Below are 25665 nucleotides of genomic sequence, written 5' to 3'. Positions count from 1 at the left end.
CAGCGACTCAGAAAACTTACAACACCGTCGGCTCTCGCCTTCTTCGTCGTAAGCCTGCTCGCTTCGGGATCTTCCCCCTTGCGCGCAGTCCAAAAACATATCACCTCCAACGCCCTTCTGGCAAGGATCAGCCCACCAGCGCATCGGCCCAGGGCATGAAGCGGGCCAAGGTTTCCGGCCGATCGGCCGCCAGCACAGGGAAATCGGCTGCAGACAGATCGGAACCAGCATCGATCGATTCCGGTGATCGCACCAGCCAACGAATCGGGCAGTCCAACTCGCTGAGCACCAACCACGCTGCTGCCAGATCCCAGATTTTGGGAGTGGCCTCAAGTGCTGAGATCGTTTGCCCCATCGCCACACTGACAAGATTGAGGCTTGCCACCCCAAGCAAACGGATTTTCCCAGGGAAGCGTTGATTGGGCAGCTTTTGCAGCACTCCTATCGAACGGCTACACAAGGAAGCGCAGCCAGCAGGGTGGCTCTGCCCGGAGGGAGCCAGCAGGAGGCGACCATTGCGCCAGGCACCCTGACCGCGTATCGCCACGATCCGCTGCCGAAGTGGTGGCACATCCAGCACGGCAAGCACCGGACGCCCAGCCTCAAAACGCGCTATGGAAATGGCCCAGTAGGGAATCCCAGCCGCAAAATTAGTGGTGCCATCCAGGGGATCAACCACCCAATAAGCAGAGGTCTTAGGCACTGTTTTGTCGCCTTCCTCGCTCAGCACCCCTTCACCGGGAAACAGGCGAGCCAATCCTTCAACCAGGGTCGCATCACTCCAGCGATCACAGGCCGTGATCAGGCTGCCGTCTGATTTGAGATCGGAGGCCATATGACCGAAATCGGCCCGCTGCCGGTCAGCCACAAGATCAATCAGCTCAACCAGGCCTGGATTGAGATCTGGGGGGTAAAGCACTGAGGGTTCTTGGTTCATCCGAGCTCTAGGGCCAGCACCTTGCTGAGGCTGCGACCCGTATCCTCCCTGAATTGGCGCAGGTTGACGCGCCTCAGCAACACCAGGGCACCAAAAGCAACCAGCACCTCCACGCTTAAAACCATGGCGTAGGGGAAATAAACAGACGGGGCAAGCTCGAAAGCCTGCTGGAGAGAACGAGCTAGATCAAGCAGTCCACCACCGAGCATTTTCCCTAAGGCCCTTGATAAGGCCTGGGCCAGACCCCAGACCCCTACAAAGGTGCCAGCAGCCTCCGGCAAGGTGAGATCAAGCATCAGCACTAGGGCGCTGTTGGTCCCTATGCCCGCCGCCAAGCCAAACAGGAGCATGACCACCTGCAGCACCGGCACACGGGGCTCCAAACCAGCTAGTGCCAAACACACCAGGCTGACCAAAATCAGCTGGCAACCCAGTCGCGCCGTTGCCAACTTGCCGAGCCTGGGCACGATCCACAGCCCAGCAAGCAGCAAGCCCGTCAAAGTTCCCATACCCCAAATGGCGTTCAGGGATGCCGTGGCTGCAATCGGCATGCCAAACACGTCTGCTGCGTAGCTCTCAAGAATGGGGTCCTGTAGAAACAAGCCGAGGGTGAACAGCACAAGAAAGGAGAAAAAAACCAGGACCTGACGGCTTGAGCTGACAAGTGCCCAGGCCTGGGCGAGGGTGATGGAATCCTCCCGGCGCTGCCCGCCCGCAGGCAAGTCAAGTTGCTTGTTGCTGGGTTCGAGCCCAACGGTGGCAACAACCGTGAGCACAAGCACCACTGCGGCCACCCGGCCCATGAAGCCAAGCAATACAGGCTCCAAAAGGGCAGGATCGGTGATGCCATCAAGACTGCGCAAGCTCAGATTGATCGAGATTGCCCCAATCACAATGCCCACAGTGAGCAGACACCAAATCAAGCCCACCGCCCGGGGCCGCTCAGCCTCGCTGGTGCGATCAATTACGAGGGCGAGATAGGGGGTGGTGGCGAGGGAAATCGCCAGACCATAAAGAGCAAACAGCCCGCAAAGCGCCGTGATTCCCAATGCCAGCTCAGGCTGGGAAGCAGCTTCAAGCAAGCGACCCACATGAAAGATCAGGGGAACGGACAGCACCGCCAAGCCACAAAACAGGGCAGTACCCAGCCATATATATGGAAGCCGGTGACGCCCCGCCCAGGGATGGGCATCTGAAATTTGGCCGAACAACACCCTGGAGGGAGCAACAAACTGTTCAAATGCCAGCGCGCCACCAACCAGTAGGCCGGGGAACTCAAGCTCGCTGAGCATGACCCTATTGAGCAGGCCCGCGAAGATGACGGCCAGGCAGCCCAAACAACCCTGGAACAAACCCAATCGCAGGGTGTTGGGCAGCCCAAATGAAGGCTGTGGATCAACAGATGACGCCACCACGGCGTCAGACGGCTCCCTGGGCAGCGGCCTGGCAGGCAGGGATCAGGGGCGTGGGTTCGACGGGAAGATCTGAAGCGCCGGCAGGCTTGACTGCCGGTAGGGACTGGGGCGTGCAACCAGCCACTTGATCTAGGCCAGTTCGGCGACGAAGTTCGGCAAGACGCTTGTTGTAGTCAGTGATTGAACCGGAATAGCGCACCTCTGCCTGAGTGAGATCTCGCTGGTTGTCCACCACCTCTCGCTGGGTTGTCACACCAGCCTGGAAGCGCAGACGAGCTAGCCGCAAGGATTCGCGCGCCGAAATCACCTCCCTAGAGGTAGTCACAATGTTGCGGTTGTTTTTCTCGAGTTCATAGAAACTTGTTTCAACCTCCTGGCGAATGCCATCTCGTCGCTGGGCGAAGCGAAAAGTATTTTCTTGGGCAAGCTGCTTATTTTGCCGTGATTGGGCCGCAGCTGCTCCGCCATCAAAGAGGCGCCAGCTCAGGTTGAGGCCAATAGCAGTGTTGTATTCCGTTCCATCGCCTGCGGGGTCGTTTAGAACTTGAGGATCTTGGCCGTCAAAAACGCTGCCTGAAAACGCAGCAAATATGTTTAGGAAGGGCTGAACAGCACCCAATGCTGCATTTGCCTGGCTGTTAGCGATTGAGATATCCAGCAAAGCCTGATCCAGCTCTTCACGGAATGTATAAGCCGCAACAATGCTTTCCTGCAACGAGGGCTGCCAAATGCCAAAGACCCTTGCCGGATCCTTAGCGGTTGGGGTTACATTTTGGGGTAAATCCAAAAGAGCTGCCAAGGTGCGGCGAGCGATTGCTTGGGCAGCGAGAGAGTTGGTCAAGAGCTGCTGATCACGGGAAAGCTGGGTTTCAGCTTCAAGCACCTCTAGCTTTGTAGCCACACCAGCCTGAAATCTTGCCTTGGAGTCTCTCAAGCTAACTAAAGAAGCGCGTACGGACTCCTGACCAATACGGACTTGGTCGTCAGACTGCTGGAGATCAAAATATGAAGAAGCTGCCTGCAATCGCAGATCCCGTAGAGCAATGACGTATTGGAACTTGGCCTTTTCAAATTGATCACGCGCCGCTGCTATAGTAGGCACCCGCTGAGGATTGATTAGTGACCACTGGGCCGTGATGGCAGCTCCTAAATCCCAACGATTAATGACCTGGGTCTGCTTAACACCGTTAAACACCGTGTTGCTCTGCTCACCGGTGTTATAAACGGGTAGTGAATTTGCCTCCAAGTTGAGGCTGGGATACCACTGAGAAATTTGGGCTCGAAGATTGCTCTGAGCCTGATCTACCTGGCTAGCAATCGCCTTGAGATTGGAGTTATTGACCTCGGCAAGATTTTCTACTTCAACTAAACCAAGGGGGCGCAACTCGGTTATTCGCACTTGCTCTGGCTTAACCGGCAGCGCCAAGGAGGCGGGTGCGGGCAGATTCTCAAGCCCAGGAGCCAGCTTGGTGGCTGCCGGAGTCACGAGGGTTGGGTTTAGGCGTGGCCGATAGCCCCGCAACTTGGTAGTGGAGTCGCCACGCAGGGCTTCAGGTGCCAGTGGCAACGGTGGAGGCATGGGCAAAGTCAAATCCGCCTGGGAAGCAGCAGTCGCTGGCTTGTCCTGAGCTTGGGCTGCAAAGGCCAGAAAAGGGGGACCCAGCAGGCAAAGCAGAGCTAAGCGGGAAGTGAAATTGAGCACGTAAACATCAGCCTAATCCCGAACATTGTAAGGAGTTAATGGAAACCTGCCTAAACATGAGGCCACAAGGTCGTCTGCACCCTTCAGCAGCTGCACAGGCACCGGCAGCTGGGCCTCGACCTCAGCCAGGCTGAGGTCGTCGAGGAATACCGGTTCGCCCTGGCGCAGCATTACCGCTGGCAGCAGCAAGGCCTCGCCCAAATCCAAGCCAGCCAAGCCGGTAAGCAGATCAGAACCGGTCAGCAGGCCCGTAACCACCTGCTCCTGACCCCAGTAAGGGCTGGGCAAGCCATGCAAAATCAGGTCAAGCCCCTCAACCGCATTGAGCCTGGCTACCACGGGCTCGAGAGCTTCGGCCACCAGCTGGCCCACCACCCAGCTCAGCCGCCGCGGCCTGGCCAGGGCCTTGGGCAGCTTCCGGGTAGCGAGCTCAAGCGCCTCGATAAAGGCGCGAATGCTGCCGACGCCGTTTTCCTGCTGGGGTAGGTCCTCGTAATCTGCCCGGGGGGGAAGCGGCAGCCCCGCCATCAAATACCACTCATCGGACAACCAAACGAAACGACTGCCCAGATCTCGCTGAAAGCCCTGCTGCAAGGGCTCCACCAAGGCGATTACCTGGCGGGCAGACTGGCGATCTACGGGTACGAGGGCATCCCCATCGGGACGAAAACGGGTAAGCCCCACGGGCACCACTGCCACGGAGAGCACCGCGGGCCAATCGCCAGCGCCAAATTGGGCCAAATCCTGCAAGGTGCGCAGTAGGGCCGGGCCATCGTTGATACCAGGGCACACCACCACCTGGGCGTGGATCTGCAAATCGCGCTGGGCGAACCAGCCAAGCTGATCCAGCAGCAGAGCGGCCCGAGGATTGACTAGCAAACGGCTACGCAGCTCAGGCTCGGTGGCATGGACGGAAACGAACAAGGGCGAAAGCCGCTGTTCCTCTATCCGCTGCCAATCAGCGGCGGTGAGGTTGGTGAGTGTTAGGTAGGAGCCGTAAAGAAAACTGAGCCGGTAATCATCATCTTTGAGGTAGAGACTGCTGCGGCGACCCGGTGGCTGCTGGTCGATGAAGCAGAACGGACAGGCGTTGTTGCACTGCTTGAGGCCATCGAACAAAGCTTCAGTGAATCCCAGGCCCAAGCCCTCATCGAGATCCTTCTCCAACTCAACCGTATGCAGGGATCCGTCTGGATCTTCAACTTCCAAGGTGAGCTCTTCCTCTCCCACCAACATCTGAACATCGATCAGATCCCGTGGACGCTTGCCATTGATGCTGAGCAGGCGATCGCCCGGCTGAAAGCCCAACTCCTCAGCGATCGAACCAGGCTCCACCGAGGCAACCACGGCAGGGGCCGGCAAGCGCACCGCCCCTGGAGAGCTGCTATCGAGAGCAGCTAGGGCAATCCCCGCAGAGGGCTCATTCCACACGACGTTAGGGGCTGCTAGGGATTCAGGCTCCCATCCTGGCGCCAAGCCAAATCAATATGCCTACCCCGAAGACCAGGCGATAGGCGACAAATACCCAGGTGCTGTTCGTTTGCAGAAAGCGCAGCAACCAGGCGATCGCCAACCAGGACACCATCGCAGCGGCAACGATTCCCACAAGCAAGGGCACGGCGCCGCCACCAGTTGGAGCACTGAATGCCTCCTTGAGGGACACCAGCCCCGCCAGGGTGATTGCCGGAATGCCCAACAAAAAGGAGAAGCGGGCGGCGGCCGGGCGCTGCCAGCTGTCAAACAAAGCGGCAGTGAGGGTGCTCCCCGAGCGGGAAACGCCTGGCACCAGAGCCAGGGACTGAGCCAGGCCGACCCAGACGCCATCACGGGGCTGCACATCAACCAGCTCGCGGCGACGGCTACCCACCAGCTCAGCCAGAGCCAGCAACAGGGCCATCACGATCGACACGAACGCGATCGAGGCCATGCTGCGCAGCGGCGAGTTGTCGTAATCGGGCACCCAAAGCTTCAAAGCCAAACCAGCAAAAACAATCGGCAGAGTGCCCAGGGCAATGGCGACACCCATGCGAGCGGAGGGGTCGCCCCACTGACCGTGACGGCAGGCCCGGCCCACACCCCTGATCACTTCAGCCAGGTCTGAGCGGAAATAAGCCAACACCGCCGCGATGCTGCCCAGCTGAATCACCGCCGTGACCGCCACCCCCGGGTCACCCCAGCCGAGCAAGACCGGCACCACCTTGAGGTGGGCGGTGCTGCTGATCGGCAAAAACTCCGTCAGCCCCTGCAAAACCCCCAACACCAGGGATCGAAAGCAGGCTTCCCAGAAACCGATCACCGCAACGGGCAGGTTCGGCATGGCAGCGGACAACATCGTGGGCAAAACGAGCTGCAACGACCCTATGGCGCGGCTCCCCGCTTGAACCCTTAAGGTTGCGCATCTTTCTTCACAATTTTGGTGGTCGGGGCCCCTCCCAGCGCAATAGCCCCGGCAGGCCTTCCGGCCATCCCTTCGCTGCGTGCGTTGCTGCAGGCGTGCCGCAACCCTGGGCTGAGCCTGATCAGCGGGGTTTTGGTCACCCTGCCAGTTTTCCTTCAGGCCCCATGGGTGCGGCTTGCACCTTTTAGTGCGGCTCTGTTCACGGTGCCCCTCCTTGGCCTAGCGCTAGCCCTGAGTCAGCACCCCAATCCCCGAGTCAGTCGAGCCGGGGAATTGCTAGTTGGTTTCTGCGGCAGCTGGTTGGCAGGCAGCCTGTTTTGGGGGTGGTGCCGGCTCCATCCGGTGTGGCACCTGCCCATCGAGGCCTTTGCCCTGCCTCTAGCACTGACTGGACTGCAGAGCCGCTGGAAACTTGCCTGCGGTTTCTATTTAGGGTCCCTGCTTGGTACGGCAGCCACTGATGCAGCCATAGCCGGCACCTGGCTGATGCCCTCCTGGCCCCAGATCCTCAATGCGAGCAGCACCGAAGCACCCCTGCTCCTGCAAGCTGCAGCCCAGCAGGTGCTAGCACCCCAAAGCCTGGTGTTGGTTGTGCTGTGCGCTGCGGTGCTTGTTCAAGCCTGCCGCTGGCTCTGGGGTTTGGGCGAGGTGGGACGCGTAACAAGCGCAGCCTTGGCCACAACCCTGGCGGTAGATGCCCTTTTCCTGCTGGCCTCTCTTGGGGCACCGAGCCTGAGCGGCCTGATCTGAAGAACTGCAAATCCTGGAGGGTTACAGGTAAAAATTCCGGCATGGCTCTGTAACATTGGACTCCCGGTGACCGATGTCGCCTCCCTTCCCGTAGTTCAACGGAGTGTCGTGATGAAACGGCTGGTTGCCTGGCTGATTAGTGGGGTCGTGCTGGCCGGCCTCTTGATCACGTTGCTGATTCCACCGCCGGCTTACGCAGCCGATCGTCGCAACCAAGCCGACGACAAAATCGCCGAGCGAGCCGGCAAGGTGGACCTAAACAACTGTTCTGTGCGCCGCTTCCAGGATTACCCAGGCATGTATCCGACCCTGGCCGGCAAAATCGTCCTGGGAGGCCCCTACGCCAGCGTTGACGATGTGCTGAACATCGATCTGACCGATCGCCAAAAGGAACTGTTCAACAAGTACAAGGACAACTTCACCGTCACTGATGCAGTCATCGCCCTGAACGAAGGCGACGACCGCATCAACGATGGCCAGTACCGCTGAGGCTTAAAATTCGATTCTCTTGAAAGCCGTCGGGGCCTTCCGGCGGCTTTTTTAGTGCCGACCTTTGTCGGATGTCTTGAGCCGCCATGGCAGAGCAGTCCTGGGATGTGGTGGTAGTTGGCAGTGGAGCAGCCGGGCTCATGGCCTGCCTGGAGCTGCCCAGCCATCTGCACGTGCTGTTGCTAAGCAAGGACAGTGATCCCAGCAGCACGCCACGATCCGCCAGCCGCTGGGCCCAGGGAGGTATAGCCGCAGTAACAAGGCCCAACGACAGCTTCCAGAGCCACATCGACGACACCCTGGTGGCAGGGGCTGGACTGTGCGATCTGGCGGCCGTGGAGCGACTGGTGCATGACGCTCCAGCTTGCGTAGAGCGCCTGCTGGAGCTGGGCATGGCCTTCGACCGCGACGGCAAAAATCTGAGCACAACCCTGGAAGCCGCCCACAGCCACCGGAGGGTTCTGCATGCCCAGGACCGCACCGGCGGCGCCCTGGTGGAAGCCCTGGAACGGGAGGTTCTGCTTCGGCCCCGGCTAGTACAGCGCAAGGGCGTTGTGGCCTGGCAACTCTGGTTGGAGCAGGGCCGCTGTGTGGGCCTGGCGGTGCTCGAGGAGAACCGCCTCCACTGGCTTACCGCCCGGGCTGTGGTGCTGGCCACAGGTGGTGGAGGCCACCTTTTCGCCCACACCACCAACCCCAGCCTGGCGAGCGGCGACGGGGTAGTGATGGCCTGGCAAGCCGGCGCAAAACTGCGCGATCTGGAGTTTGTGCAGTTTCATCCCACCGCCCTCATGCTGCCGGGTGCACCCCACTTCCTGATATCGGAGGCGGTGCGCGGCGAAGGCGCACGCCTGGTGGAAGAGTCGGGAGCCAGCCCGGTGGCGCAGCTGCCGGGAGCAGATCTCGCCCCAAGGGATGCGGTGAGTCGCGCCCTGGCCAGAAGGATGCAGGCCCTAGACGTAGACCATCTGTGGCTGGATTTGCGGCCTGTTGGACTGCCGCGCCTGGAGCGCCAGTTCCCCACGATCTTGGGGCGTTGCCGTGAACTCGGGCTGGAACCCACCCGGGAGGCGATCCCGGTGGCCCCGGCCGCCCACTACTGGATGGGCGGCATTTGGACCGATCTACAAGCCGCCACCAGCGTGCCTGGCCTGTATGCCGTAGGCGAAGTGGCCTGCACGGGCGTGCACGGGGCCAACCGGCTAGCCAGCAACTCCCTGATGGAGTGCCTGGTGTTTGCCCGCCAGCTACGCACAATCGAGCTGGCGCCGGGCAGGCCAACCGCGGCCGCCCCAGAGGAGCCAATCACCACGACCCAGCTGCCCTTGCCCCCAAAAGAGCGCCTGGAGGCCCAGATCAGCGCCTTGCGGGATCTTTGCTGGCAGGTGGCGGGTGTGGAGCGCAATGGCTACTCCCTGGGGCCTGCCCTACAGCAACTGCGTGGCCAGCGCCGGCAGCTCGAAGCAAGCCAAGCCTGGCGGCAGCTACAAATCGTGGAGCCGGGCCAGAGCGTCCAATTCGAGCCGGCGGCGGTGCCCGCACTGCGGCGGCTGCAGGAACTGCAGCAACGGCTGGTGCTGACCGAGCTGCTAATCGAAGCTGCCCTGTTCCGCACCGAGAGCCGGGGCGGACACCACCGCACAGATTCGCCCCATGCCCAGCCTTTTTGGCAGCGCCACACCGATCAACAGCTGCACAGGCCCCCCAGCACCGCTGCTGTTCAGGGCACTGGGCCGGCGTAACCGGATAGCCGGGCGAGATCAGCTAGGGACTTAACCCCTGAATCGAGCTTGCCGTTGATCTCCCAGGTGGGGAAGCCCTCAATTTTCTTGGTGTCGCACAGTGACTTCTGGCTGTTTTGGCCATCGGCAGCGCACTCAACCAGGCCCAACTTGGCGCTGGCTTCCTTGCCGAACAGCTCCTTCTGCTCATGGCAATGGGGGCACCAGTAGGCCGTGTACATCACCGCGCCGGTGCGACTGAGATGCTCTGCTAGGGCAATCGCTTCTGGACTACTGATGGCCACAACTAGGGGGGGGACCCCAGCCCCCCGCACCGCTGCGGGGCGATCCACAGAAGCCGCCCAGCCCAGGCCCACCATGCCCACCAACAAGGCCACGATCACGGCCCTGAACACCAGCTGGCCGCGGTCTTCCCACTCCCCACCAACGAGGCTGATCACTAACAGACTCAGGCTGAGAGTCGCTGAGAGCACGCAGAAGAAACAGAAGGCCTGAATCTTGAGAACCATCACCCCCATCAACAACAGGCTGAAAACAGCCATGCCCGTGCTCAGCAGCAATAGGGCCCACCAACTGCGCTGGGCAAGGGCCGCTCTCGAGTCGCCGCGCAGCACCAGCGGCAGCACAGCAAGCAACAAAACCGCCCCGTAGGCAAGCCAGCCAAATAAAGACAGGGGCTGGCCAAAGATGCTGCCCCAGGCGCTGTTCAGCACCTTGTCGCAGCCCTCTGCTCCGCCAGGGCAACTCAGCGGACCCAGCAGACCCCAACGCTTCAGGGTGATGGCGCCGGTATCGATGGCGCCGATGGTGGCCAACACAGCCATTGCTACCCGCGCCCAGCGGCGGGCCGGATCACTACGGCGCCGGCTGGAGCTAAGGCGCTGGCTGAGGCGGGTTGAGGTCACGGGTCGTAGCCCAGGCAGGCCTGATTGTGGCAGGCGCAACCCAGGGTTTCAGGGTGCCGTCAGAGTGCAACGTAGGGTGAATCTCTGCCCTGGAAAAACTGTGACCCAGGAAACCCACGCTCCTGCAGCCAAGCCCACCGTGGCATTTGCCCACTTGGGCTGCGAAAAAAACCGCGTGGACACCGAGCACATGCTGGGTCTGCTAGCCGAGGCCGGCTACGGCGTCAGTGCCGATGAAAGCGACGCCACTTTGGTGGTTGTGAACACCTGCAGCTTCATCCAGGAAGCACGAGAGGAGTCGGTGCGCACCCTGGTGGAGCTAGCCGAACAGGGCAAGGAACTCATCATCGCGGGCTGCCTGGCCCAGCACTTCCAGGAGGAGCTGCTCGAAAGCCTCCCCGAAGCCAAGGCGATCGTGGGTACCGGCGACTACCAGCACATCGTCAGCGTGCTGGAGCGGGTGGAGGCTGGCGAGCGGGTCAATCAGGTGAGCGCCAACCCCACCTTCGTGGGCGACGAGCACCTGCCCCGCTACCGCACCACCAGCGAGGCCGTGGCTTACCTGAAGGTGGCCGAGGGCTGCGACTACCGCTGTGCTTTCTGCATCATTCCCCACCTGCGCGGCAATCAGCGCTCTCGCCCGATCGAGAGCATCGTGGCTGAAGCGAAGCAGCTAGCGACTCAGGGGGTGAAGGAGTTGGTGTTGATCAGCCAAATCACCACCAATTACGGCCTCGATCTAGCCGGCAAGCCCCAGCTGGCGGAGCTGCTGCGGGCCCTTGGGGAGGTGGAAATCCCCTGGATCCGCGTTCACTACGCCTACCCCACCGGACTCACCGAGGCAGTGCTTACGGCCTACCGCGAGGTGGCCAACGTGTTGCCCTATCTGGATCTGCCTTTGCAACACAGCCACCCCGAGGTGCTGCGGGCAATGAACCGCCCCTGGCAAGCGGATGTAACCGGCGGCGTGCTGCGGCGGATCCGCGAACAGCTGCCCGAGTCGGTGCTGCGCACCACCTTCATCGTGGGCTTTCCTGGCGAGACCGAAGAGCACTTCCAGCACCTGCTCGATTTCGTGACCGAGCAGCAGTTCGACCACGTGGGCGTGTTCACCTTTTCACCGGAGGAGGGCACCCCCGCCGCCGACCTGCCGGATCAAGTGCCAGCCGAGGTGGCAGCAGCGCGCAAGGATCGCCTGATGGCCCTACAGCAGCCGATCGCCGCCGCCCGCAACGCCGCTTGGGTAGGCAGGATCGTGGATGTGCTGATCGAGCAGGAGAACCCCAGCAGCGGTGAGATGCTCGGCCGCTGCACCCGCTTCGCCCCCGAGGTTGATGGCGAAGTGCGGGTGCATCCAGGCGAGGGCGGACTTTGCGCAGCACCAGGCACCATGGTGCCGGTGCGCATCACTGCTGCCGACACCTACGACCTCATCGGCGAGGTAGTAGGCGCCAAGGCGATGGTGGCGGAGGCCGTTGACGTCCGCCGCCTGGGCGCTTGAACTGGCGGGCGCATCAATGCACCACCTTTCTGGTTGCCTCAGGACTGAGCACAGCTGGATCCTTCGCAGGCCTCACGGCTAAGGGCTGGATCCTGATGGATGGCAGCGGCAATGCCCTGGTGCTAGCCCTCCATTTCGCGGTGCTGGCCCTACCCGCCCTGCTGGTGAGTGGGCCAGCAGGGGTTGCGACCGACAAGCTGGGCTGCGAAGCCGTACTGATCCGCTCCCAGTGGGGACTTTTCGCAGCAGGCATCCTGGGAGCCGTTGCCATACCCCTGAGCAATGGCGACCTGCAGGTTGTCCTGTTGCTACTGAGCACCCTGCTGGTAGGCATCGCCAGTTCCTACGAACTCACGGCCCGCAACAAATATTGCGCCCTACTGGTGGAGGATCACCAGCAACTGGCTCCGTACCTCACCAGCTTTTCGGTGGTTTTCAACGTGGGCAAGCTGGTGGGGCCTCCCATAGGGGGCTGGCTGCTGGCCTGGACCGGCGCGGGCACGGCCCTCGCGATCGATGCCGCCACTTACTTGATCCCCATCGCCTCAGTGCTGTGGCTGCTCCACCCCAATAGGGGACTGGAGCAGCGCAGCATGGCTGGCGCCAGCAGTGGGCTCAGAGCCGCCTGGCGCGGCAGTGGTCCAGTGCTGCGGCATGTGCTGATCTACACGGCACTGGCTTGTTTACTGGGCTTTTTCCACCCAGGCCTAGCCCCGTTGATGGCCCGGGATTTGCTGGGCCCCTCCCCCCAGGCCCTTGGCCTATTCACCAGTGTGTTGGCGGCAGGAAGCATCAGCGGCGGCCTGGTACTTCAGCGTCACAGTCGCTGGTTGAGCCAGCGGCCCGGCCTGCTGCTTGGAAGCTGCACCCTGATCACCGCAGCAGCCCAACTGGCCATGGCCGCTTTCAGCAGCCCAGAAACGCTGGGAATAGGTCTGGCGGCTACCTTCGCCCTCGGGGCTGGCACAGCCAGTCTGCTGGCAGGGGTCAATTTGATCAGCCAGGTGGGTTCGTCAATGGCCATCCGGGGGCGCATGGCCGGGTTGGGCCAGATTGCCTTCCTAGGTGGGGGCGGCCTCAGTGGTCTATTGGCAGCTGCCATGAGCCTGACGCTCGGGTTGCAGGGAACCTTTGCCGTGCTTGGGGCGGCTGGCTTCGTCTTGGGCCTACAGGAGCTGATCAGCCGCAGGGGCCTGAGACTCAAACTCAGATCAGTTTGATGCCGCGCAGCACGATCGATGCGGCAATGGCAACGGCAAGCCCACCACCAAACAAACCCAGGTAAATCGCAGCAGCCATGGCAGGCCATCATTGAAGGTGAGGCCATTACAGCAGAAAGCCCGCAGGCTTCAGCACTTCCGCAGACCTCCTAAGCTTTCATTCATTAACACCGCATAGCAGCGCAGAAAAAGCGCCCTGGTTTTCCCCGGTCATCAACCCAGCTCGGCTGTTTGCATGCGCACTCTCTTCGTTTACCCAGAGTTCCCGAAAACCTTCTGGAGCTACGAAAAAATCCTCGACTTGATTGATCGCAAGGTGCTTCTACCGCCCTTGGGATTGGTCACAGTTGCCGCCCTGCTGCCCCAGTCATGGGAAATGAAGCTGGTTGACCGCAACGTGCGCGAGGTCAGCGAAGCCGAGTGGGACTGGGCTGAGCTGGTGGTGATCTCCGGAATGATCGTCCAGAAGGCCGATATGGCCACTCAGATCGGCAAGGCCAAGCAGCGCGGTATCCCCGTCGCCGTGGGAGGTCCTTTTGCCAGTTCCACCCCAGACGCGCCCGAGCTCGACCTGGCGGATTACAAGATCCTCGACGAGGGTGAAATCACCCTGCCGATGTTCATCGAAGCCATTGAGCGGGGTGACAGCCATGGCCGGTTTAGCTCTGATGGCGTCAAGCCAGATGTAACCGGAACGCCGATTCCACGCTTTGACCTACTAGAGCTGGACGCCTACTCAGAGATGTCGGTGCAGTTCTCCCGAGGCTGCCCCTTCCAGTGCGAGTTCTGCGACATAATTGTGTTGTATGGGCGCAAACCTCGCACCAAGAACCCTGAGCAGCTAGTTGCCGAGCTGCAGTGCCTCTACGACTTGGGCTGGCGCCGCTCAGTGTTCCTGGTAGATGACAACTTCATCGGCAATAAGCGCAATGTCAAATTGCTGCTGCCGCTTTTGCGCCAATGGCAAATTGAGCACGGCTTCCCCTTCAGCTTCGCCACAGAAGCCTCAGTGGATCTGGCGGCGGACGATGACCTCATGCAAATGATGGTGGAATGCCGCTTTGAGAGCGTCTTCCTCGGCATCGAGACCCCCGACGAAGCAAGCCTGGAAACTGCCGGTAAATTACAAAATACCCGCAGCTCCCTAGTGGATTCTGTCGACAAAATCACCTCCTACGGATTGCGGGTGATGGCTGGTTTCATCATCGGATTCGATGGCGAGAAAGAGGGCGCGGGCGGCAGAATCGTCGAGTTTGTGACCCGCACTGGCATTCCCCACGCGATGATGGGCATGCTTCAGGCCCTTCCAAACACAGCTCTTTGGCATCGCCTCGAGAAAGAAGGTCGCTTGATCGAAGGCAAGGCAGCTGCGAAAGGGGTTAACCAAACCAACCTGCTTAATTTCGAGCCCACCCGGCCAATTCGCGACATCGCCAATGAGTATGTAGATGCTTTCGGCGCCCTTTATGAGCCGAACGCTTTCATCGATCGCGTTTATTCCTACTTCCTGAAACTGCCACCCCAACAATGGAAGAAGTTGGTTGTTCCTGGCAGCCGTCCGCCCAAGCCGACCAGCTGGGTTGACCTGCGCGCTTTAGGAATCGTTCTTTGGCGCCAAGGCCTTAAGCGCAACACCAGGGTGCGCTTCTGGAAAGCGCTTTATGGCATGTACCGCCACAACCCGAAGCGATTCATTGGCTTCATATCGATCCTGGCTCACAACGAACACTTCCTCGAATACCGCGCAATCGTGCGGCGCGAGATAGAAGAGCAGCTCGCCACCCTGCCACCCGATCCTCCAAAGGCCACAGCTGAACCGAGCCGCGAGCTACAGCCGGTTTGAAGGTGTTAGTTGAATCCAGTCAATTAACTTGGCTGGATTGATGCATCAATATTTATAGCCCTGATTTACCCAATATTTATTTATTCAATCTTGGATATATTCAATTCTTTGTTCAAGGCACGCTTGAGCTCTTTGAAGCTCCCTGCCTAGATAGAGGGCGTGGTCTAGGCAGGTGAGCGGGTGAGGGCCTGGACCTTCGGTCAGGTCAATACCCAGTTGCTTGGCACTGCAGCCCCGAAAAACTGCCAAGGGCGCACGAACGCCGCCGCCACGGCAGCTCAATACCTCTCCGGTATCGGGATCAGTGGCTAAGCCCCGCTCATCGATGCCATTGCCGTAGTGCTCAACCACCAGCTCCGCCGCCTCGAGATCGATGCGAATTAGGAAGTAGCCGGCTGGGTCTAAGGCGATGAACCGCTGGGAGAGCTGGTCATCGAGCTGTTGGCGGCTGGGAGGTACTTCAGGCATGCGGTGGATCGTAGGCAGCCGTAAAAGGCAGCTCCGCATTCATGGCCGCCATCAGCTCGGCCATCTCCTCATTAGCCCCAGGCAACCAGCGCTGCAGGATCGAAGCAAAACGTGGATCGCTCCAGCGATGCAGGCTGACGCGGGGCTGGGCCACGAAGCCACGCCGGCGCTTGTGGCTACCGCCTGCGCCGGGATCAAAGGCGCGGATGCCGCGCTCGATTGCCCAGGCAATCGGAGCGTAATAACAGACCTCAAAATGCAGGCAATCAATCTGCTCATCACTTCCCCAGTAGCGCCCCCAGAGCTGGTCGCCGGCGTGGACGCACAGCGACATGGCCACCGGCTCGCCGGGATCGCCGCGATGGGCACTGAAGAGCACTATGTGGCGCCGCAGCTTCGGATCGGCAGCCAGGGCGGCAAAAAAGGATTCACTCAGATATTTGCTGCCCCAGGCCCCCCAACGACTGCAGTGCTGGGCATAAAAGTCATACATGCGCCCAACTAAAGCCGGCGGGATTGCCTCACCCAACAGGGGCGTAACCGTGAGGCCAGCGGCTGCCACCGCCTGCCGCTCCCGCTTGATGTTGCGGCGCTGGTTGGCATTGAAGCTGGCCAGGTAGGCATTGAAATCCCCATGGCCGGGGTTGATCCACTGGCTCTGCTGATTAACCCAGGCAGCACAGCCAGCCGCCTCAGCCAGCGGCTGCCAACCTGGATCCACATAAAGAAAATTGCAGCTGAGGATGGCGTGCTGGCGGCAGAACGCATCGATCAGCTCAAGCATCAAAGCGGTTAACTCCGCCTCGTCCTCAGCGGGGTCGATCAGGAAGCGGTAGCCCTGAACCGGGCTCACCGGGCTCATGCCCACCAGCTTTGGGTAGTAGCGCAGGCCCAACTGGCCAGCGAGCTGGGCAAAACTCTGGTCGAAAACAAATTCGCCGTAGCTGTGACCCTTCAAATAGAGGGGAGCCACCGCCAGCAACACCTCGCCGCGCCACAGGCCCAGATGACAGCCCTGCCAGCCCTCCCGCGGCGCAATGCTGCCGCTGGCCTCAAGCTGCTGCAGCCAGCGCCAACGATAAAAAGGCAACTCCTGGGGGTGCGCCGCGGCCAGCAGGGCATCCCAATGGGCTTCGGGAATCTCGGCCAGACTTTGGTGCCAGCGGGCCTGCAACTCAGCCATGGCTGCAATAGGGGCTCGCAAGGGGCAAAACTAACTACAGCTGCGCCGCCTTGGTGCCTCAATCGTTCCGTTCCCTGGCAACTCCGGTGCAACTGTTCGCCCCTGTACTGGTCGCCCCGGTGTTGCTGACGAGCCTGCTGCTGCCGGTGTTGCAGCTGGTACGCCCCCAACTGGAGCAACGGCTGAAAACCGTTTGCGTGGAAACCGCAGCCGCCGACAATGCCAGCCTGGCTGCCAAATTAGAAGCTCCCTGCGCCCAGCTGGCCCGCCCCACCAGCCAGTGCCTTGTGGAGGAAACCGCCTCGAGTGGACGGGGCTTGGCGGTGCTGGGCGATCTGATCCGCGGCGACTTCGGCGCCGACAGCGAAGTAGTGCTGAAACGCTGCCTGGCCCGCATGTTGGGCCTGCCCGCCGACACCCTCCAGCAGATTCCCCTGCGGGAGCTGGCTCAGGGCTTCGCCAAGACGCGGCGGTAGCGCAGCAGCAACTCCTCACCCTCCAGGCGCCGGTGCTCCTGCAGGCACCACTCCCCAGCCTGAACTGCGGCCTCCAGGGGCAACCAGGCATGGGGTCCCCCCAGCAGCCGAGGGCAAAGCGTCAGCTGCAGCTCGTCGATCCAGCCTTCGGCCAGCAGGCTGGCGGCAAGGGCAGCACCGCCCAGCACCACCAGCCGGTCCAGCCCCTGATCCGCCAGGGCAGCCAGGGCCACACCCCAGCTCTCTAGATCCAGGCGACGATCAAAAGCCGGGGCTAGCGGCGATCGCGTGGGTGTAAGCAGCCAGCGCTGCAGCGGCTGCTGCCAGAAATGCAGATCCGGGGAAAAATCGTTGCTACGACTCACTACTACGGCCACCGGCTGCTCAGCGCGGTCGCTGGCTGCTCGCTCGGCCAGCAGGTGAGGCGCACGAATTAGGCAGGTACTGCCATGGCACCGAAGGGTTTCGGCACCGATCAGGCAGCCATCAGCCCAGGAGAGGGCCTCCTCCAACACCTGACGATCCCCAACTCCACCCAAATGGGCAGCGCCACCTTGCGGGGGCGCCAAGCGGCCATCCAGGCTGACGGCCAGCACCAGCCGCAGCACGGGTCTCAGCCAGCCACCAGGGCTTCGAGCGCCGCGGGCACCATTTCCAGCTGGGGAGTTTCAGCAAACACCTCGGCGGCGTTATTGGGGCTTTCCTGCAGGCGCACCTTGTGCAGGCGAGCGCCGGTGGCTGCAATTGGGGCGCTGAGCAGGTCGGCGATGTGAAGGGCGATGTTCTCAGCTGTAGGCACCGTGCTGGCGAAGTGCTCCACGTCCTTGTTTAGGAAGGTGTGGTCGAAGGGCTCCACCACCAGGTCGTCGACGAGCTGCTGCAGAGCCGCCAGATCACAGACCATGCCGGTGCGGGCATCGATCGGGCCTCGGACGGTTACATCGAGCAGGTAGTTGTGGCCGTGGCCATGGGGCCGGGCGCACTTGCCGTAGATGGTTTCGTTTTCGCCTTGGGAGAGCTCGGGCCGGGCCAGGCGGTGGGCGGCGGCGAAGTGGGTGCGGATCGAGAGAAAGGCTTCCATGGGGATTGGGGCAGAGCCTGGGGCGAGCAGGTCGACCCAGAGCGTGTCGGTTTCGTGCAGACGCAGCCCCACCAGGGGCAGCTGGGGGGCCAGGCGGGTCCAGATGGCCTGGCAAAGGGCTTCGGTAGTGGGCAGCTTGCCCTCAGGACGATCCAGATCGAACTCAGGCCAAGCCTCGTTGAGGTAGCGAAAATCAAGCTGGGCCGTCACCTCAGCCCGAATGGCGTGCTTCACCTCAGAGAGATTGAGCACCATGCCGTCCGCATCGAGCGGACCAGCCATCGCCACCACCAAGGTGTAGTTGTGGCCGTGGCCTGGGGCCAGGCTGCAGGGGCCGAAGCGGGCCTGATTCTCTTCAGCGCTGAGCTCCGGCAACCAGTAGCGATGACTGGCACTAAAGGTGGCCCGCCTGGTAATTACGCAGGGGCGGCCCCGCCCGTGGCTGGAGCTGGTCGGGTTTGGCGAGAAGCCTGACGCTGTTGCAGTAGCCGTCATCGCCCGGGTCGGTGGCTCACCATCCTAGAAACGGGCAAGGGCCAAGGCGTCGAACCAGGAAAACCCCGCCATGAATAAACCCCCATCGCCATGCTTGGCCCAGCGCTTGCAAGGGCTAAACGTTTATTTGATCGGCATGATGGGCGCCGGTAAAAGCGCCGTCGGCCGCCCCTTGGCCGAAGCGCTGGGCTACCGCTTCCTTGATGCAGACGATGCCCTGGAGCAGGTTGCTGGCCGCACCATCCCCGAAATCTTCGCCACTGACGGCGAAGCCGGCTTCCGAGAACTGGAAACGGCGGTGCTTGGCCAGATCGCCGGCTGGCATTCCTTGGTGGTGGCCACCGGAGGTGGAGTGGTGACCAAGCCCGAGAACTGGGGCCATATGCGCCAGGGGGTGGTGGTGTGGCTAGATGCGCCAGCGCCCTTGCTGCTGCAACGCCTGCGCGCCGATTCCACCCCCCGGCCCCTGCTGCAGGCCGGTGATCCCGGCGCCCGCCTAGGCGAGCTGCTGGCCCAACGGCAACCGCTCTATGCCCAGGCCGACCTGCGGGTGCAGCAAGCTGGAGCTAGCCCCGCCCAAGTGGCCCAGCAGGTGCTGGCCGATCTGCCAGCCATTCTCAAAGACCCAGCTGCTGCGCCTGAGGCCCCGGTGGAGCTGCGCCAGGCCGATGGCCAGATCACGCCATCCCTCAACTGAGTTACGCCACTTAGCCGGGCGGTTCGATCCGCACCGCAAACCACTGAATCGTCAGGCCAGGTGCCAACTCCAGTTCGCAGGCGGTTTCCAGCAGTCGCTGGGCCTGCAGGCCCGGGCTAGAGAGACCGACCAGATCTGCCGGCACCGGCTCCAGCTTGGCAAGCCGGGCCTCAAGCCAGGCCAGGGTTTCGGCCGCCGTGAGAATCCGCTCGCCGCCACCTGGCTCCAGCACCACGTAATGATCTAGCTCCCGCAACAGGGGATTGGACATGACTGGAGCCTTACTGGCACCCATCCTGGCGCTGCTGCTGGCGATGGGGCCGGGCGTGCTGGCAGAACGGGCCGCCCACTGGCCCGAGTGGCGCCTACCCGCTCCCTTAGATCGACCCTCGGCTCGAGCCGGTCACCAGGATCTGAGCTACCCCGACTGGATGGCCGGGCGCTGGCAGGTGCGCAGCGATGACCTGGACTACGAGGTGCGCTTCAGCCCCGATCCAGGCGGAGCGGTGGTGGGCGATCGGGCCTTCAATGCCAACGCTATCGGCCGGGCCCTGCTGGGCGTTGCCCTGCTGCAAGTGCGCAATGATCCGGCCAACCCAAACCGCCAGATCGCCTTGCTGGCGGGTGATCAGCAACTGGAATCGACGGTGGTAGGACGCCGCAGTGAGCCGCCCAATCCGACCGACTTCTGGGCTGACGAACTGGCCCTGCAGGTACTGCACGGCCCCGGCGACCCCCGGGTGAGCCGGGTGGAAACCCTGAGCCACTACAGCCAAAACCCCGACGGCACGGTGACAACCGAGCAGTGGCAGGCCAGCTATCCCTCCCCTGCCCTAGGCCTGGCCGCCGCGGCCAGCAGCAGCGGCCATTTCCAACTAACCCTGACGCCGCTCAGCCCCGACCCGCTTCCAGCACAATCCGATCCCGCCAATTGAACAGAGGCTCAAGCAGCGGGTGGTCGGCGATGCCGCTAACGCCCTGGCCCGCTAAGGGGGCACCACTGCTGGCCGGGAATTTGAGCAGGCCCAACTGGGCGGCAACAGCCAGATCGGCAAGGGTGAGGCGATCGCCCACCAAATAGGGCTGATCGGCAACCAGCACGGCCAACTGCTCGAGGTTGGTCTGGAGCTGCTGGCGCTCAGCGCTGCCCACCACCGTTGCCACCGCCTCGCCGACGCCAGCCATCACGGCGACGGGCAAGTTGCTGACCAGCTGACGCAGGGGGCCGGGGGTGGAGTCGGGCAGCAGGGCGGAGCGCAACAGCGGATCAACAGCCGCCGCTTGCACTAGGGCAAGCCTGCAGCCGGCAGCAAGAGCCGTATCGGCCCAGTCTTCGATCAGCAGCACCCGGGCTCGCTCGGCCGGGGCCTCGGGCAGCAGCAGCGGCTCGGGGTGATGCCGCTCCAGATAAAGGGCAATGGCCGTGGAATCGGCAATAACTTCACTGCCATCCAGCAGCACTGGCACCTGGCGCTGGCCCGACAGGCGGAAGAGTTCCAACTGGCCCAAGCCTGGCGTGACCTCGACCACCGTGTAGTCGAGCCGTTTGGCGGCCAACACCAGCCGCACCTTCTCGCAAAAGGCCGAATGCCTGAACTGGTGCAGTTCCATGCTTCAAACCTGACCTCTGGGCGGCAGAGTAGCCAGCAAGCAGCAAGGACCGACCACCCCGGGCGATGAAGGACTTCTTCCTGAATGTGACGCGCTACCCGCGCTACCTGGTGGCCTTTGGCCTGGGTGTGGCCAATTCGGTATTCGAACCGCTGGCGGCTCGGGGCCGCAATCCGGTTACGGCGGTTGCCCTGATTGGCGCCGGCGTCAGCGGCCTGCTGAGCCTGGGGCTGATCCTGCATGCGATGGTGAACCCAGCACCGCTGGCATAGCCATGGCACAGAGCCGACGGGTGGAGCGGGTGGCCTCCCTGATCCGCCGCGAAATTAGTGAGCTGCTGATTGGCGGCATCAAGGACGAGCGGGTCAACCAGGGGATGGTGAGTGTCACCACAGTTGAAGTGGCGGGCGATCTGCAGCACTGCAAGATTTTTGTGAGCGTCTTCGGCAGCGACGCCGACAAGGAGCAAGCCATGGCAGGCCTGCATTCGGCTAGCGCCTTCGTGAAGGGTGAGCTGAGCCGGCGGCTGAAGATGCGGCGCACCCCTGAGGTGGTGTTTGTGCTCGATCGAGGTATCGAAAAGGGCACCACAGTGCTGGGACTGCTCAATCGCCTAGAGGACGAGCGGCAGGAGAAGGGCGAACCCGCCGAAGCCAGTGATCTCTGAACCAAGCTCGACCCAAACCACGGCTCCAGCCCTGCTGCGCCTGATCCACCAGCTGATCGTGGTGCGCGGCAGCGGCAAACTCGCCGACCACCAACGCGGCTACCCCCGCTGGGAGCTGCCTAACAACAAGCTCCGCAGCCTGCTGGAGGCTGGCGTGGGCGGCGTGATCCTGCTTGGCGGCAGCGCCGCCGAGGTGGCCCTGCGCTGCACCCAGCTGCGCCGCTGGGCCGGTCAGCCGCTGCTGCTCTGCGCCGATGTGGAGGAGGGAGTGGGCCAGCGTTTCGACGGAGCCACTTGGCTGGTGCCACCCCTAGCCCTGGGGCGCCTCTACGGACGCGAGCCTCAACAGGCGCTTGAGCTAGCCGAACGCTACGGGCAGTGCACGGGCCGAGATGCCCGGGGCCTGGGGCTCAACTGGGTGCTGGGGCCGGTGTGCGATGTCAACAACAACCCGGCCAACCCGGTAATCAATGTGCGGGCCTGGGGGGAAGATCCAGCCACAGCCGGGGCGCTGGCTGCGGCCTTTGTGCGGGGCGTGCAGGCAGCTGGGGTGCTCGGCTGCGCCAAACACTTCCCCGGCCACGGCGACACCAGGAGCGATTCCCATATCACCTTGCCCCTGCTGCCCCACAGCCGCGAGCGGCTGGCGGCGATCGAGCTACCGCCGTTTCAACAGGCGATCGCTGCTGGAGTGGCCTCGGTGATGACCGCCCACCTGATGCTGCCGGAGCTTGATCAAGAGCGGCCAGCCACCCTGTCCAAGCCGGTGCTTACCGGGCTGCTGCGCCAGCAGCTGGGCTTCGCTGGCTTGATCGTGACCGATGCCCTGGTGATGGACGCGATCACCGGGCGCTACGGCGCCGGGGAGGCGGCCGTGCTGGCCCTGGAAGCCGGGGCCGATCTGGTCTTGATGCCCGCCGATGCGGATGCGGCCATCGCCGCCATCGCTGAAGCGGTGGCCAGCGGCCGGCTCAGGGTTGAGCAGCTGGAAGCCAGTGCCGAGCGCCGCATTAGGGCCCTGGAGCGCTGCGCTGGATCTGGATCTGGCGCGGCCTTGGCCGTTGCCGATCCAGAGGCGGCCGCCCAGCCCAACCAGGCCCTAGCCCTGGAGCTGGTGCGGGCCACCATGGAGACAGCCGGCAGCACCGGCGCCGCCACCCCCCAGGCCGGCATCAACCTGATCAGGCTCGACTCGGCCCTAGCCGCAGCAACCGCAGTGCTGAGCGCCACCGCTCCAGCCCTGGCGCGGCCCGAATCCCGCGGCTGGCGCACCGTGCTGCTGGAGGCCCGCAGCCCCAGCCCTTGGACCACAGACGCCGACGCCCCCCTCGCCCTGGAGCGGCTCGGCTCAGGACAGGTGCTGCTGCAGTTGTTTGTGCGGGGCAATCCCTTTCGCGGCAGCGCCGGCAGCGCCGAACCTTGGCCCGCAGCCCTGCGCCAGCTAGCAAGAGCCGGAAGGCTGGCGGGGCTGGTGGTGTATGGCAGCCCCTACCTCTGGGAGGAGCTGCGCCCCCTCCTGCCGCCGGGCGTCCCTGGCGTCTACAGCCCTGGCCAGATGCCCCTGGCTCAGGCCGAAGCTCTGCAAAGACTGGGCAGTGGACTGGGCCTGGGAGACACTGAAGCAAGCGCTGGCTTCACCGACTGAACTGGAGCCGAGCTGTCCGTTTCTCGCCCCGTCCCCATCCGGCCCATGCTCAGTCTCTCGATGATCGTGCGCAACGAAGCCGAGCGGCTGGAGCGCTGCCTGGCCTCGGTGGCGGGCTTCGTCGATGAGATGGTGCTGCTGGACACCGGTTCCAGCGATGCCACCATCGCCATCGCCGAGAGCTGCGGTGCGGTGGTGCACCAGCTGCCCTGGCCAGGGGATTTCGCGCCGGCCCGCAATGAGGCCCTAAGGCACGTGAACGGCGACTGGGTGCTGGTGCTCGATGCCGACGAGTGGCTGCTGCCCGAGGCCCGCCAGCCGCTCCAAGCCCTGATGGCCGAGCCGGATCTGCTGCTGATCAACCTGCTGCGGCAGGAGCTGGGGGCGGCCCAGTCGCCTTACTCAAATGTGAGCCGCCTATTTCGCCGCCATCTAGCCATCCACTGGAGCCGGCCCTACCACTCGATGGTGGATGACAGCGTGCTGGCCCTGCTGGGAAAGGAGCCCCACTGGCATCTGGCGGATTGCGATGTGCCTGCGCTAGCCCACGATGGCTACCGCAGTGATCTGCTGGCCAGCGGCGCCAAGGCGAAACGGCTGCGCCAGGCCATGGAGGCCGACCTTGCCGCCAATCCTGGGGATCCCTACGCCTGCGCCAAGCTCGGCAGCCTGGAGGTGAGCGAGGGCAACCGCGAACGCGGCATCGCCTTGCTGCAGCAGGGATTGGCCCGGTGCCCAGCCAGCCGCCACCCCGAGCGCTACGAGCTGCTGCTGCACCTGGCGATCGCCCTGGGCAGCAGCGACCCAAAGCACGCCTGCCAGCTATACCGCCAGGCCCTGGAGCTACCCCTGCCGCCGCGGCTCACCCTGGCGGCCCGGCTGAATCTGGCCGCCCTGCTGCAAGAGCCCGGCACCACGAGCCAGGGCGCCCTGGAAGAGGCCTGCGAATTGTGCCGCCAGGCCTGCGCAGCAGCGCCCGAACTGGCACTCGGCTGGCTGCACCTGGGGATTAGCGAGCGGCGACGCGGCCAGCTGCCGGCGGCAATCGCGGCCTACCGCTCAGCCCTGGAGCGCGATCCAAGCCTGGCCGCCGCCCAGCAAAACTTGGCCGTTGCCCTGCTGCTCAGCGGTGATGTGCCAGGGGCCCGCAGCGGCTTCCGCCAGGCGATTTCCCTACTGGAGCAGCAAAACCGGCAAAGCGAAGCGGAAGCACTGCGGCAACAGGCGGGCAGCATGGTCAAGCTGGATGACCAGTGATCCCCCTGGCCATGGCTTCTGACTCCTATCTGAGCGGCCGCAGCATCGCCGTGACCAGGGCCGAAACCCAGCTAGGTGAAGCCCGTCGCCTGTTTGAAGCCGCTGGCGCCACGGTGGTAGACCTACCTGCCTTGGTGGTGACCCCACCAGATGAATGGGGCCCCCTCGACGATGCCCTAGCCGAGCTAGATGATTTCCACTGGCTGGTTTTTTCCAGTGGCAACGGCGTTGAGGCCGTGGAGCAGCGGCTGCGCCGCATCGGCCGCTCCCTGGCACGGCGGCCCAGCCACCTGAAGATCGCTGCGGTAGGCCGCAAAACCGCGGCGCAGCTCGAATCGTTGGGATCGCCCGCCGACTTCATCCCGCCCAGCTTTGTGGCCGACAGCCTGCTGGAGCACTTTCCCGTCTCAGGTTGGGGGCTGCGCCTTTTGCTGCCCCGGGTGCAGAGCGGCGGCCGCACCCTGCTAGCGGATGCCTTCGCCGCTGCTGGTGTCCGGGTGGTTGAAGTTGCCGCCTACGAAACCGGCTGTCCAGAGGGTTTACCCAGCGCTGCGGTGGCCGCCCTAGAGCAACGGCGCCTCGACGCAATCACCTTCAGCAGCGGCAAAACCGTGAGCCACACCTGCCAGCTGCTGAAAGGGGCTTTCGGGCCCACCTGGAGCAGCCAGCTGGAGGGGGTGGCCGTGGTTTCAATCGGACCCCAAACCAGCGAGCGCTGCCGGCAGCTACTCGGCCGCGTCGACGCTGAAGCCGATCCCCATGACCTGACTGGACTGGTGGAGGCCTGCGGCCGCAGCCTCAGAGCTCGGCCGTCACCGCCTGCTTGCCCTGACGCAGGGTGAGGCGACCATTTTGAACATCAATGCTGGCCACGCTCCAACCCGCCGGCAGTAGGGGCGTGGTTCTGTAGTCCGTGGTTCTGTAGTCCGTGGTTCTGTAGTCCGTGGTGCTGCCGCCTCTCTGACCGACCCGCAAGGTGCCGCTCTCCGCACCGAACTGCACAAGAGCCTCCGGGGTGCCGCCGGAGCGAATCACGCCGTTGAAGATCAAGCCAGGGGGGAGGCTGAGAAGTATCGGCCGGGCAGAGGAAGCTGTTGCGGGAGTCGCCAGGGGCGCAAATGGATCAACACGCCCTGACGAAACGGAAGCCACCACCTGGTTGGAGCTGGGCAGAGGTGTCAGT

Annotated in this window: 28 protein-coding genes; 14 read left to right on the top strand and 14 right to left on the bottom strand. The window is 63.1% G+C overall.

Going from position 1 to position 25665, the window contains the following annotated elements; genetic code table 11:
* Positions 1–127 precede the first annotated feature (127 nt).
* The 5 genes from KBY85_RS07255 to KBY85_RS07235 all read right to left on the bottom strand — a co-directional run bounded on the left by KBY85_RS07255 (position 128) and on the right by KBY85_RS07235 (position 6371).
* Positions 128–937 (bottom strand): inositol monophosphatase family protein, encoded by an 810-nt coding sequence (locus KBY85_RS07255; protein ID WP_254932325.1) that lies wholly within the window; start codon positions 935–937, stop codon positions 128–130.
* A complete protein-coding gene (locus KBY85_RS07250; RefSeq protein ID WP_254960850.1) occupies positions 934–2349 on the bottom strand; it encodes a BCD family MFS transporter in 1416 nt (471 codons plus the stop codon). The genes KBY85_RS07255 and KBY85_RS07250 overlap by 4 nt, the downstream gene beginning before the upstream one ends.
* A gap of 7 nt (positions 2350–2356) precedes the next feature.
* Positions 2357–3931 carry a TolC family protein gene (locus KBY85_RS07245; protein ID WP_254960849.1) on the bottom strand — a complete coding sequence of 525 codons (1575 nt, stop codon included), beginning with the start codon at positions 3929–3931 and terminating at the stop codon, positions 2357–2359.
* Positions 3932–4066: 135 nt separating this feature from the next.
* Complete coding sequence (locus KBY85_RS07240) at positions 4067–5485, bottom strand: TIGR03279 family radical SAM protein (RefSeq protein ID WP_254932328.1); 1419 nt, start codon at positions 5483–5485, stop codon at positions 4067–4069.
* Between the two features lie 22 nt (positions 5486–5507).
* Positions 5508–6371: an undecaprenyl-diphosphate phosphatase gene (locus KBY85_RS07235; RefSeq protein WP_254960848.1), complete on the bottom strand. Its 864-nt coding sequence runs from the start codon at positions 6369–6371 to the stop codon at positions 5508–5510.
* A 165-nt stretch (positions 6372–6536) separates the two neighbouring features.
* Between KBY85_RS07235 and KBY85_RS07230 the strand changes: the two genes are divergently transcribed.
* The 3 genes from KBY85_RS07230 to nadB all read left to right on the top strand — a co-directional run bounded on the left by KBY85_RS07230 (position 6537) and on the right by nadB (position 9433).
* Positions 6537–7202 (top strand): DUF3120 domain-containing protein, encoded by a 666-nt coding sequence (locus tag KBY85_RS07230; RefSeq protein WP_315859974.1) that lies wholly within the window; start codon positions 6537–6539, stop codon positions 7200–7202.
* Between the two features lie 111 nt (positions 7203–7313).
* Positions 7314–7691: a photosystem II complex extrinsic protein PsbU gene (gene psbU, locus KBY85_RS07225; protein ID WP_254941806.1), complete on the top strand. Its 378-nt coding sequence runs from the start codon at positions 7314–7316 to the stop codon at positions 7689–7691.
* Positions 7692–7777: 86 nt separating this feature from the next.
* The gene (gene nadB, locus KBY85_RS07220) at positions 7778–9433 is read left to right on the top strand and encodes an L-aspartate oxidase (RefSeq protein WP_254960847.1); all 1656 of its coding nucleotides are present in this window, start codon (positions 7778–7780) and stop codon (positions 9431–9433) included.
* Here nadB and KBY85_RS07215 read toward each other — a convergent pair.
* A complete protein-coding gene (locus KBY85_RS07215) occupies positions 9412–10338 on the bottom strand; it encodes a vitamin K epoxide reductase family protein (protein WP_254960846.1) in 927 nt (308 codons plus the stop codon). The two genes, nadB and KBY85_RS07215, sit on opposite strands and share 22 nt — an antisense overlap.
* A 100-nt stretch (positions 10339–10438) precedes the next feature.
* Here KBY85_RS07215 and rimO point away from each other — a divergent pair, with 100 nt between their 5' ends.
* Together rimO and KBY85_RS07205 are read left to right on the top strand one after the other, a co-directional pair.
* Entirely contained in the window at positions 10439–11839 is a 1401-nt protein-coding gene (rimO, locus tag KBY85_RS07210) for a 30S ribosomal protein S12 methylthiotransferase RimO (RefSeq protein WP_254960845.1), read from the top strand.
* On the top strand, positions 11836–13059 hold the full coding sequence (locus KBY85_RS07205) for an MFS transporter (RefSeq protein ID WP_254960844.1): 1224 nt from the start codon (positions 11836–11838) through the stop codon (positions 13057–13059). The genes rimO and KBY85_RS07205 overlap by 4 nt, the downstream gene beginning before the upstream one ends.
* On the opposite strand, the gene KBY85_RS07200 is transcribed toward KBY85_RS07205, so the two are convergent.
* Positions 13046–13138: a cytochrome b6-f complex subunit 6 gene (locus tag KBY85_RS07200; RefSeq protein ID WP_106633090.1), complete on the bottom strand. Its 93-nt coding sequence runs from the start codon at positions 13136–13138 to the stop codon at positions 13046–13048. The genes KBY85_RS07205 and KBY85_RS07200 overlap by 14 nt on opposite strands.
* Positions 13139–13294: 156 nt before the next feature.
* Here KBY85_RS07200 and KBY85_RS07195 point away from each other — a divergent pair, with 156 nt between their 5' ends.
* Complete coding sequence (locus KBY85_RS07195) at positions 13295–14902, top strand: B12-binding domain-containing radical SAM protein (protein ID WP_254960843.1); 1608 nt, start codon at positions 13295–13297, stop codon at positions 14900–14902.
* A gap of 84 nt (positions 14903–14986) precedes the next feature.
* Here the strand turns inward: KBY85_RS07195 and KBY85_RS07190 are convergent, their stop codons facing one another.
* Positions 14987–15370: a DUF4346 domain-containing protein gene (locus tag KBY85_RS07190; RefSeq protein ID WP_254960842.1), complete on the bottom strand. Its 384-nt coding sequence runs from the start codon at positions 15368–15370 to the stop codon at positions 14987–14989.
* Positions 15363–16553 (bottom strand): GNAT family N-acetyltransferase, encoded by a 1191-nt coding sequence (locus KBY85_RS07185; RefSeq protein ID WP_254960841.1) that lies wholly within the window; start codon positions 16551–16553, stop codon positions 15363–15365. Before KBY85_RS07185 ends, KBY85_RS07190 begins: the two co-directional genes overlap by 8 nt.
* A gap of 53 nt (positions 16554–16606) precedes the next feature.
* Between KBY85_RS07185 and KBY85_RS07180 the strand changes: the two genes are divergently transcribed.
* Entirely contained in the window at positions 16607–17029 is a 423-nt protein-coding gene (locus KBY85_RS07180; protein WP_254960856.1) for a hypothetical protein, read from the top strand.
* On the opposite strand, the gene KBY85_RS07175 is transcribed toward KBY85_RS07180, so the two are convergent.
* A complete protein-coding gene (locus KBY85_RS07175) occupies positions 17002–17637 on the bottom strand; it encodes a dihydrofolate reductase family protein (protein WP_254960840.1) in 636 nt (211 codons plus the stop codon). The genes KBY85_RS07180 and KBY85_RS07175 overlap by 28 nt on opposite strands.
* A 5-nt stretch (positions 17638–17642) precedes the next feature.
* Positions 17643–18605: a 6-carboxytetrahydropterin synthase gene (locus KBY85_RS07170; RefSeq protein WP_254960839.1), complete on the bottom strand. Its 963-nt coding sequence runs from the start codon at positions 18603–18605 to the stop codon at positions 17643–17645.
* 70 nt (positions 18606–18675) lie between these two features.
* Here KBY85_RS07170 and KBY85_RS07165 point away from each other — a divergent pair, with 70 nt between their 5' ends.
* A complete protein-coding gene (locus KBY85_RS07165; protein WP_254960838.1) occupies positions 18676–19302 on the top strand; it encodes a shikimate kinase in 627 nt (208 codons plus the stop codon).
* Between the two features lie 10 nt (positions 19303–19312).
* On the opposite strand, the gene KBY85_RS07160 is transcribed toward KBY85_RS07165, so the two are convergent.
* The gene (locus KBY85_RS07160; RefSeq protein ID WP_106633084.1) at positions 19313–19573 is read right to left on the bottom strand and encodes a chlororespiratory reduction protein 7; all 261 of its coding nucleotides are present in this window, start codon (positions 19571–19573) and stop codon (positions 19313–19315) included.
* Here KBY85_RS07160 and KBY85_RS07155 point away from each other — a divergent pair.
* Entirely contained in the window at positions 19572–20237 is a 666-nt protein-coding gene (locus tag KBY85_RS07155) for a DUF6816 family protein (protein ID WP_254960837.1), read from the top strand. The genes KBY85_RS07160 and KBY85_RS07155 overlap by 2 nt on opposite strands.
* Here the strand turns inward: KBY85_RS07155 and KBY85_RS07150 are convergent.
* Complete coding sequence (locus KBY85_RS07150; RefSeq protein ID WP_254960836.1) at positions 20194–20913, bottom strand: glutathione S-transferase; 720 nt, start codon at positions 20911–20913, stop codon at positions 20194–20196. The two genes, KBY85_RS07155 and KBY85_RS07150, sit on opposite strands and share 44 nt — an antisense overlap.
* Before the next feature lie 65 nt (positions 20914–20978).
* On the opposite strand from KBY85_RS07150, the gene KBY85_RS07145 reads away from it, so the two are divergent.
* Genes KBY85_RS07145 through KBY85_RS07125 form a run of 5 tightly spaced genes read left to right on the top strand, consistent with a single transcriptional unit; the run spans position 20979 to position 25324 of the window.
* On the top strand, positions 20979–21185 hold the full coding sequence (locus KBY85_RS07145) for a DUF751 family protein (RefSeq protein ID WP_106633081.1): 207 nt from the start codon (positions 20979–20981) through the stop codon (positions 21183–21185).
* A 2-nt stretch (positions 21186–21187) separates the two neighbouring features.
* The gene (gene rbfA, locus KBY85_RS07140) at positions 21188–21580 is read left to right on the top strand and encodes a 30S ribosome-binding factor RbfA (RefSeq protein ID WP_254960835.1); all 393 of its coding nucleotides are present in this window, start codon (positions 21188–21190) and stop codon (positions 21578–21580) included.
* Entirely contained in the window at positions 21570–23225 is a 1656-nt protein-coding gene (locus tag KBY85_RS07135; RefSeq protein ID WP_396121824.1) for a glycoside hydrolase family 3 N-terminal domain-containing protein, read from the top strand. The genes rbfA and KBY85_RS07135 overlap by 11 nt, the downstream gene beginning before the upstream one ends.
* A gap of 45 nt (positions 23226–23270) precedes the next feature.
* Positions 23271–24482, top strand: coding sequence for a glycosyltransferase (locus KBY85_RS07130; RefSeq protein ID WP_254960834.1), 1212 nt, complete (start codon positions 23271–23273; stop codon positions 24480–24482).
* A gap of 11 nt (positions 24483–24493) precedes the next feature.
* Positions 24494–25324: a uroporphyrinogen-III synthase gene (locus KBY85_RS07125; RefSeq protein ID WP_254960833.1), complete on the top strand. Its 831-nt coding sequence runs from the start codon at positions 24494–24496 to the stop codon at positions 25322–25324.
* Here the strand turns inward: KBY85_RS07125 and KBY85_RS07120 are convergent.
* Entirely contained in the window at positions 25281–25532 is a 252-nt protein-coding gene (locus KBY85_RS07120; protein ID WP_254960832.1) for a hypothetical protein, read from the bottom strand. The genes KBY85_RS07125 and KBY85_RS07120 overlap by 44 nt on opposite strands.
* Between the last annotated feature and the right edge of the window lie 133 nt (positions 25533–25665).

Origin of the sequence: Cyanobium sp. BA5m-10, from assembly GCF_024346255.1 — a bacterium.
Classification (GTDB): domain Bacteria; phylum Cyanobacteriota; class Cyanobacteriia; order PCC-6307; family Cyanobiaceae; genus Cyanobium_A; species Cyanobium_A usitatum.
Note: the sequence above shows the minus strand (reverse complement) of the source record. Positions and strands in the feature narration are given on the sequence as shown.

Excerpts from the sequence above, each read along its gene's own strand:
- KBY85_RS07185 (WP_254960841.1), bottom strand. The coding sequence starts at position 16,553 with ATGGCTGAGTTGCAGGCCCGCTGGCACCAAAGTCTGGCCGAGATTCCC.
- KBY85_RS07125 (WP_254960833.1), top strand. The coding sequence starts at position 24,494 with ATGGCTTCTGACTCCTATCTGAGCGGCCGCAGCATCGCCGTGACCAGG.
- KBY85_RS07155 (WP_254960837.1), top strand. The coding sequence starts at position 19,572 with ATGACTGGAGCCTTACTGGCACCCATCCTGGCGCTGCTGCTGGCGATG.
- KBY85_RS07200 (WP_106633090.1), bottom strand. The coding sequence starts at position 13,138 with ATGGCTGCTGCGATTTACCTGGGTTTGTTTGGTGGTGGGCTTGCCGTT.
- KBY85_RS07255 (WP_254932325.1), bottom strand. The coding sequence starts at position 937 with ATGAACCAAGAACCCTCAGTGCTTTACCCCCCAGATCTCAATCCAGGC.
- KBY85_RS07130 (WP_254960834.1), top strand. The coding sequence starts at position 23,271 with ATGCTCAGTCTCTCGATGATCGTGCGCAACGAAGCCGAGCGGCTGGAG.
- KBY85_RS07150 (WP_254960836.1), bottom strand. The coding sequence starts at position 20,913 with ATGGAACTGCACCAGTTCAGGCATTCGGCCTTTTGCGAGAAGGTGCGG.
- KBY85_RS07160 (WP_106633084.1), bottom strand. The coding sequence starts at position 19,573 with ATGTCCAATCCCCTGTTGCGGGAGCTAGATCATTACGTGGTGCTGGAG.
- rbfA (WP_254960835.1), top strand. The coding sequence starts at position 21,188 with ATGGCACAGAGCCGACGGGTGGAGCGGGTGGCCTCCCTGATCCGCCGC.
- nadB (WP_254960847.1), top strand. The coding sequence starts at position 7,778 with ATGGCAGAGCAGTCCTGGGATGTGGTGGTAGTTGGCAGTGGAGCAGCC.
- KBY85_RS07235 (WP_254960848.1), bottom strand. The coding sequence starts at position 6,371 with ATGCCGAACCTGCCCGTTGCGGTGATCGGTTTCTGGGAAGCCTGCTTT.
- KBY85_RS07245 (WP_254960849.1), bottom strand. The coding sequence starts at position 3,931 with ATGCCTCCACCGTTGCCACTGGCACCTGAAGCCCTGCGTGGCGACTCC.
- KBY85_RS07190 (WP_254960842.1), bottom strand. The coding sequence starts at position 15,370 with ATGCCTGAAGTACCTCCCAGCCGCCAACAGCTCGATGACCAGCTCTCC.
- KBY85_RS07145 (WP_106633081.1), top strand. The coding sequence starts at position 20,979 with ATGAAGGACTTCTTCCTGAATGTGACGCGCTACCCGCGCTACCTGGTG.
- KBY85_RS07165 (WP_254960838.1), top strand. The coding sequence starts at position 18,676 with ATGAATAAACCCCCATCGCCATGCTTGGCCCAGCGCTTGCAAGGGCTA.
- KBY85_RS07170 (WP_254960839.1), bottom strand. The coding sequence starts at position 18,605 with ATGACGGCTACTGCAACAGCGTCAGGCTTCTCGCCAAACCCGACCAGC.
- KBY85_RS07195 (WP_254960843.1), top strand. The coding sequence starts at position 13,295 with ATGCGCACTCTCTTCGTTTACCCAGAGTTCCCGAAAACCTTCTGGAGC.
- psbU (WP_254941806.1), top strand. The coding sequence starts at position 7,314 with ATGAAACGGCTGGTTGCCTGGCTGATTAGTGGGGTCGTGCTGGCCGGC.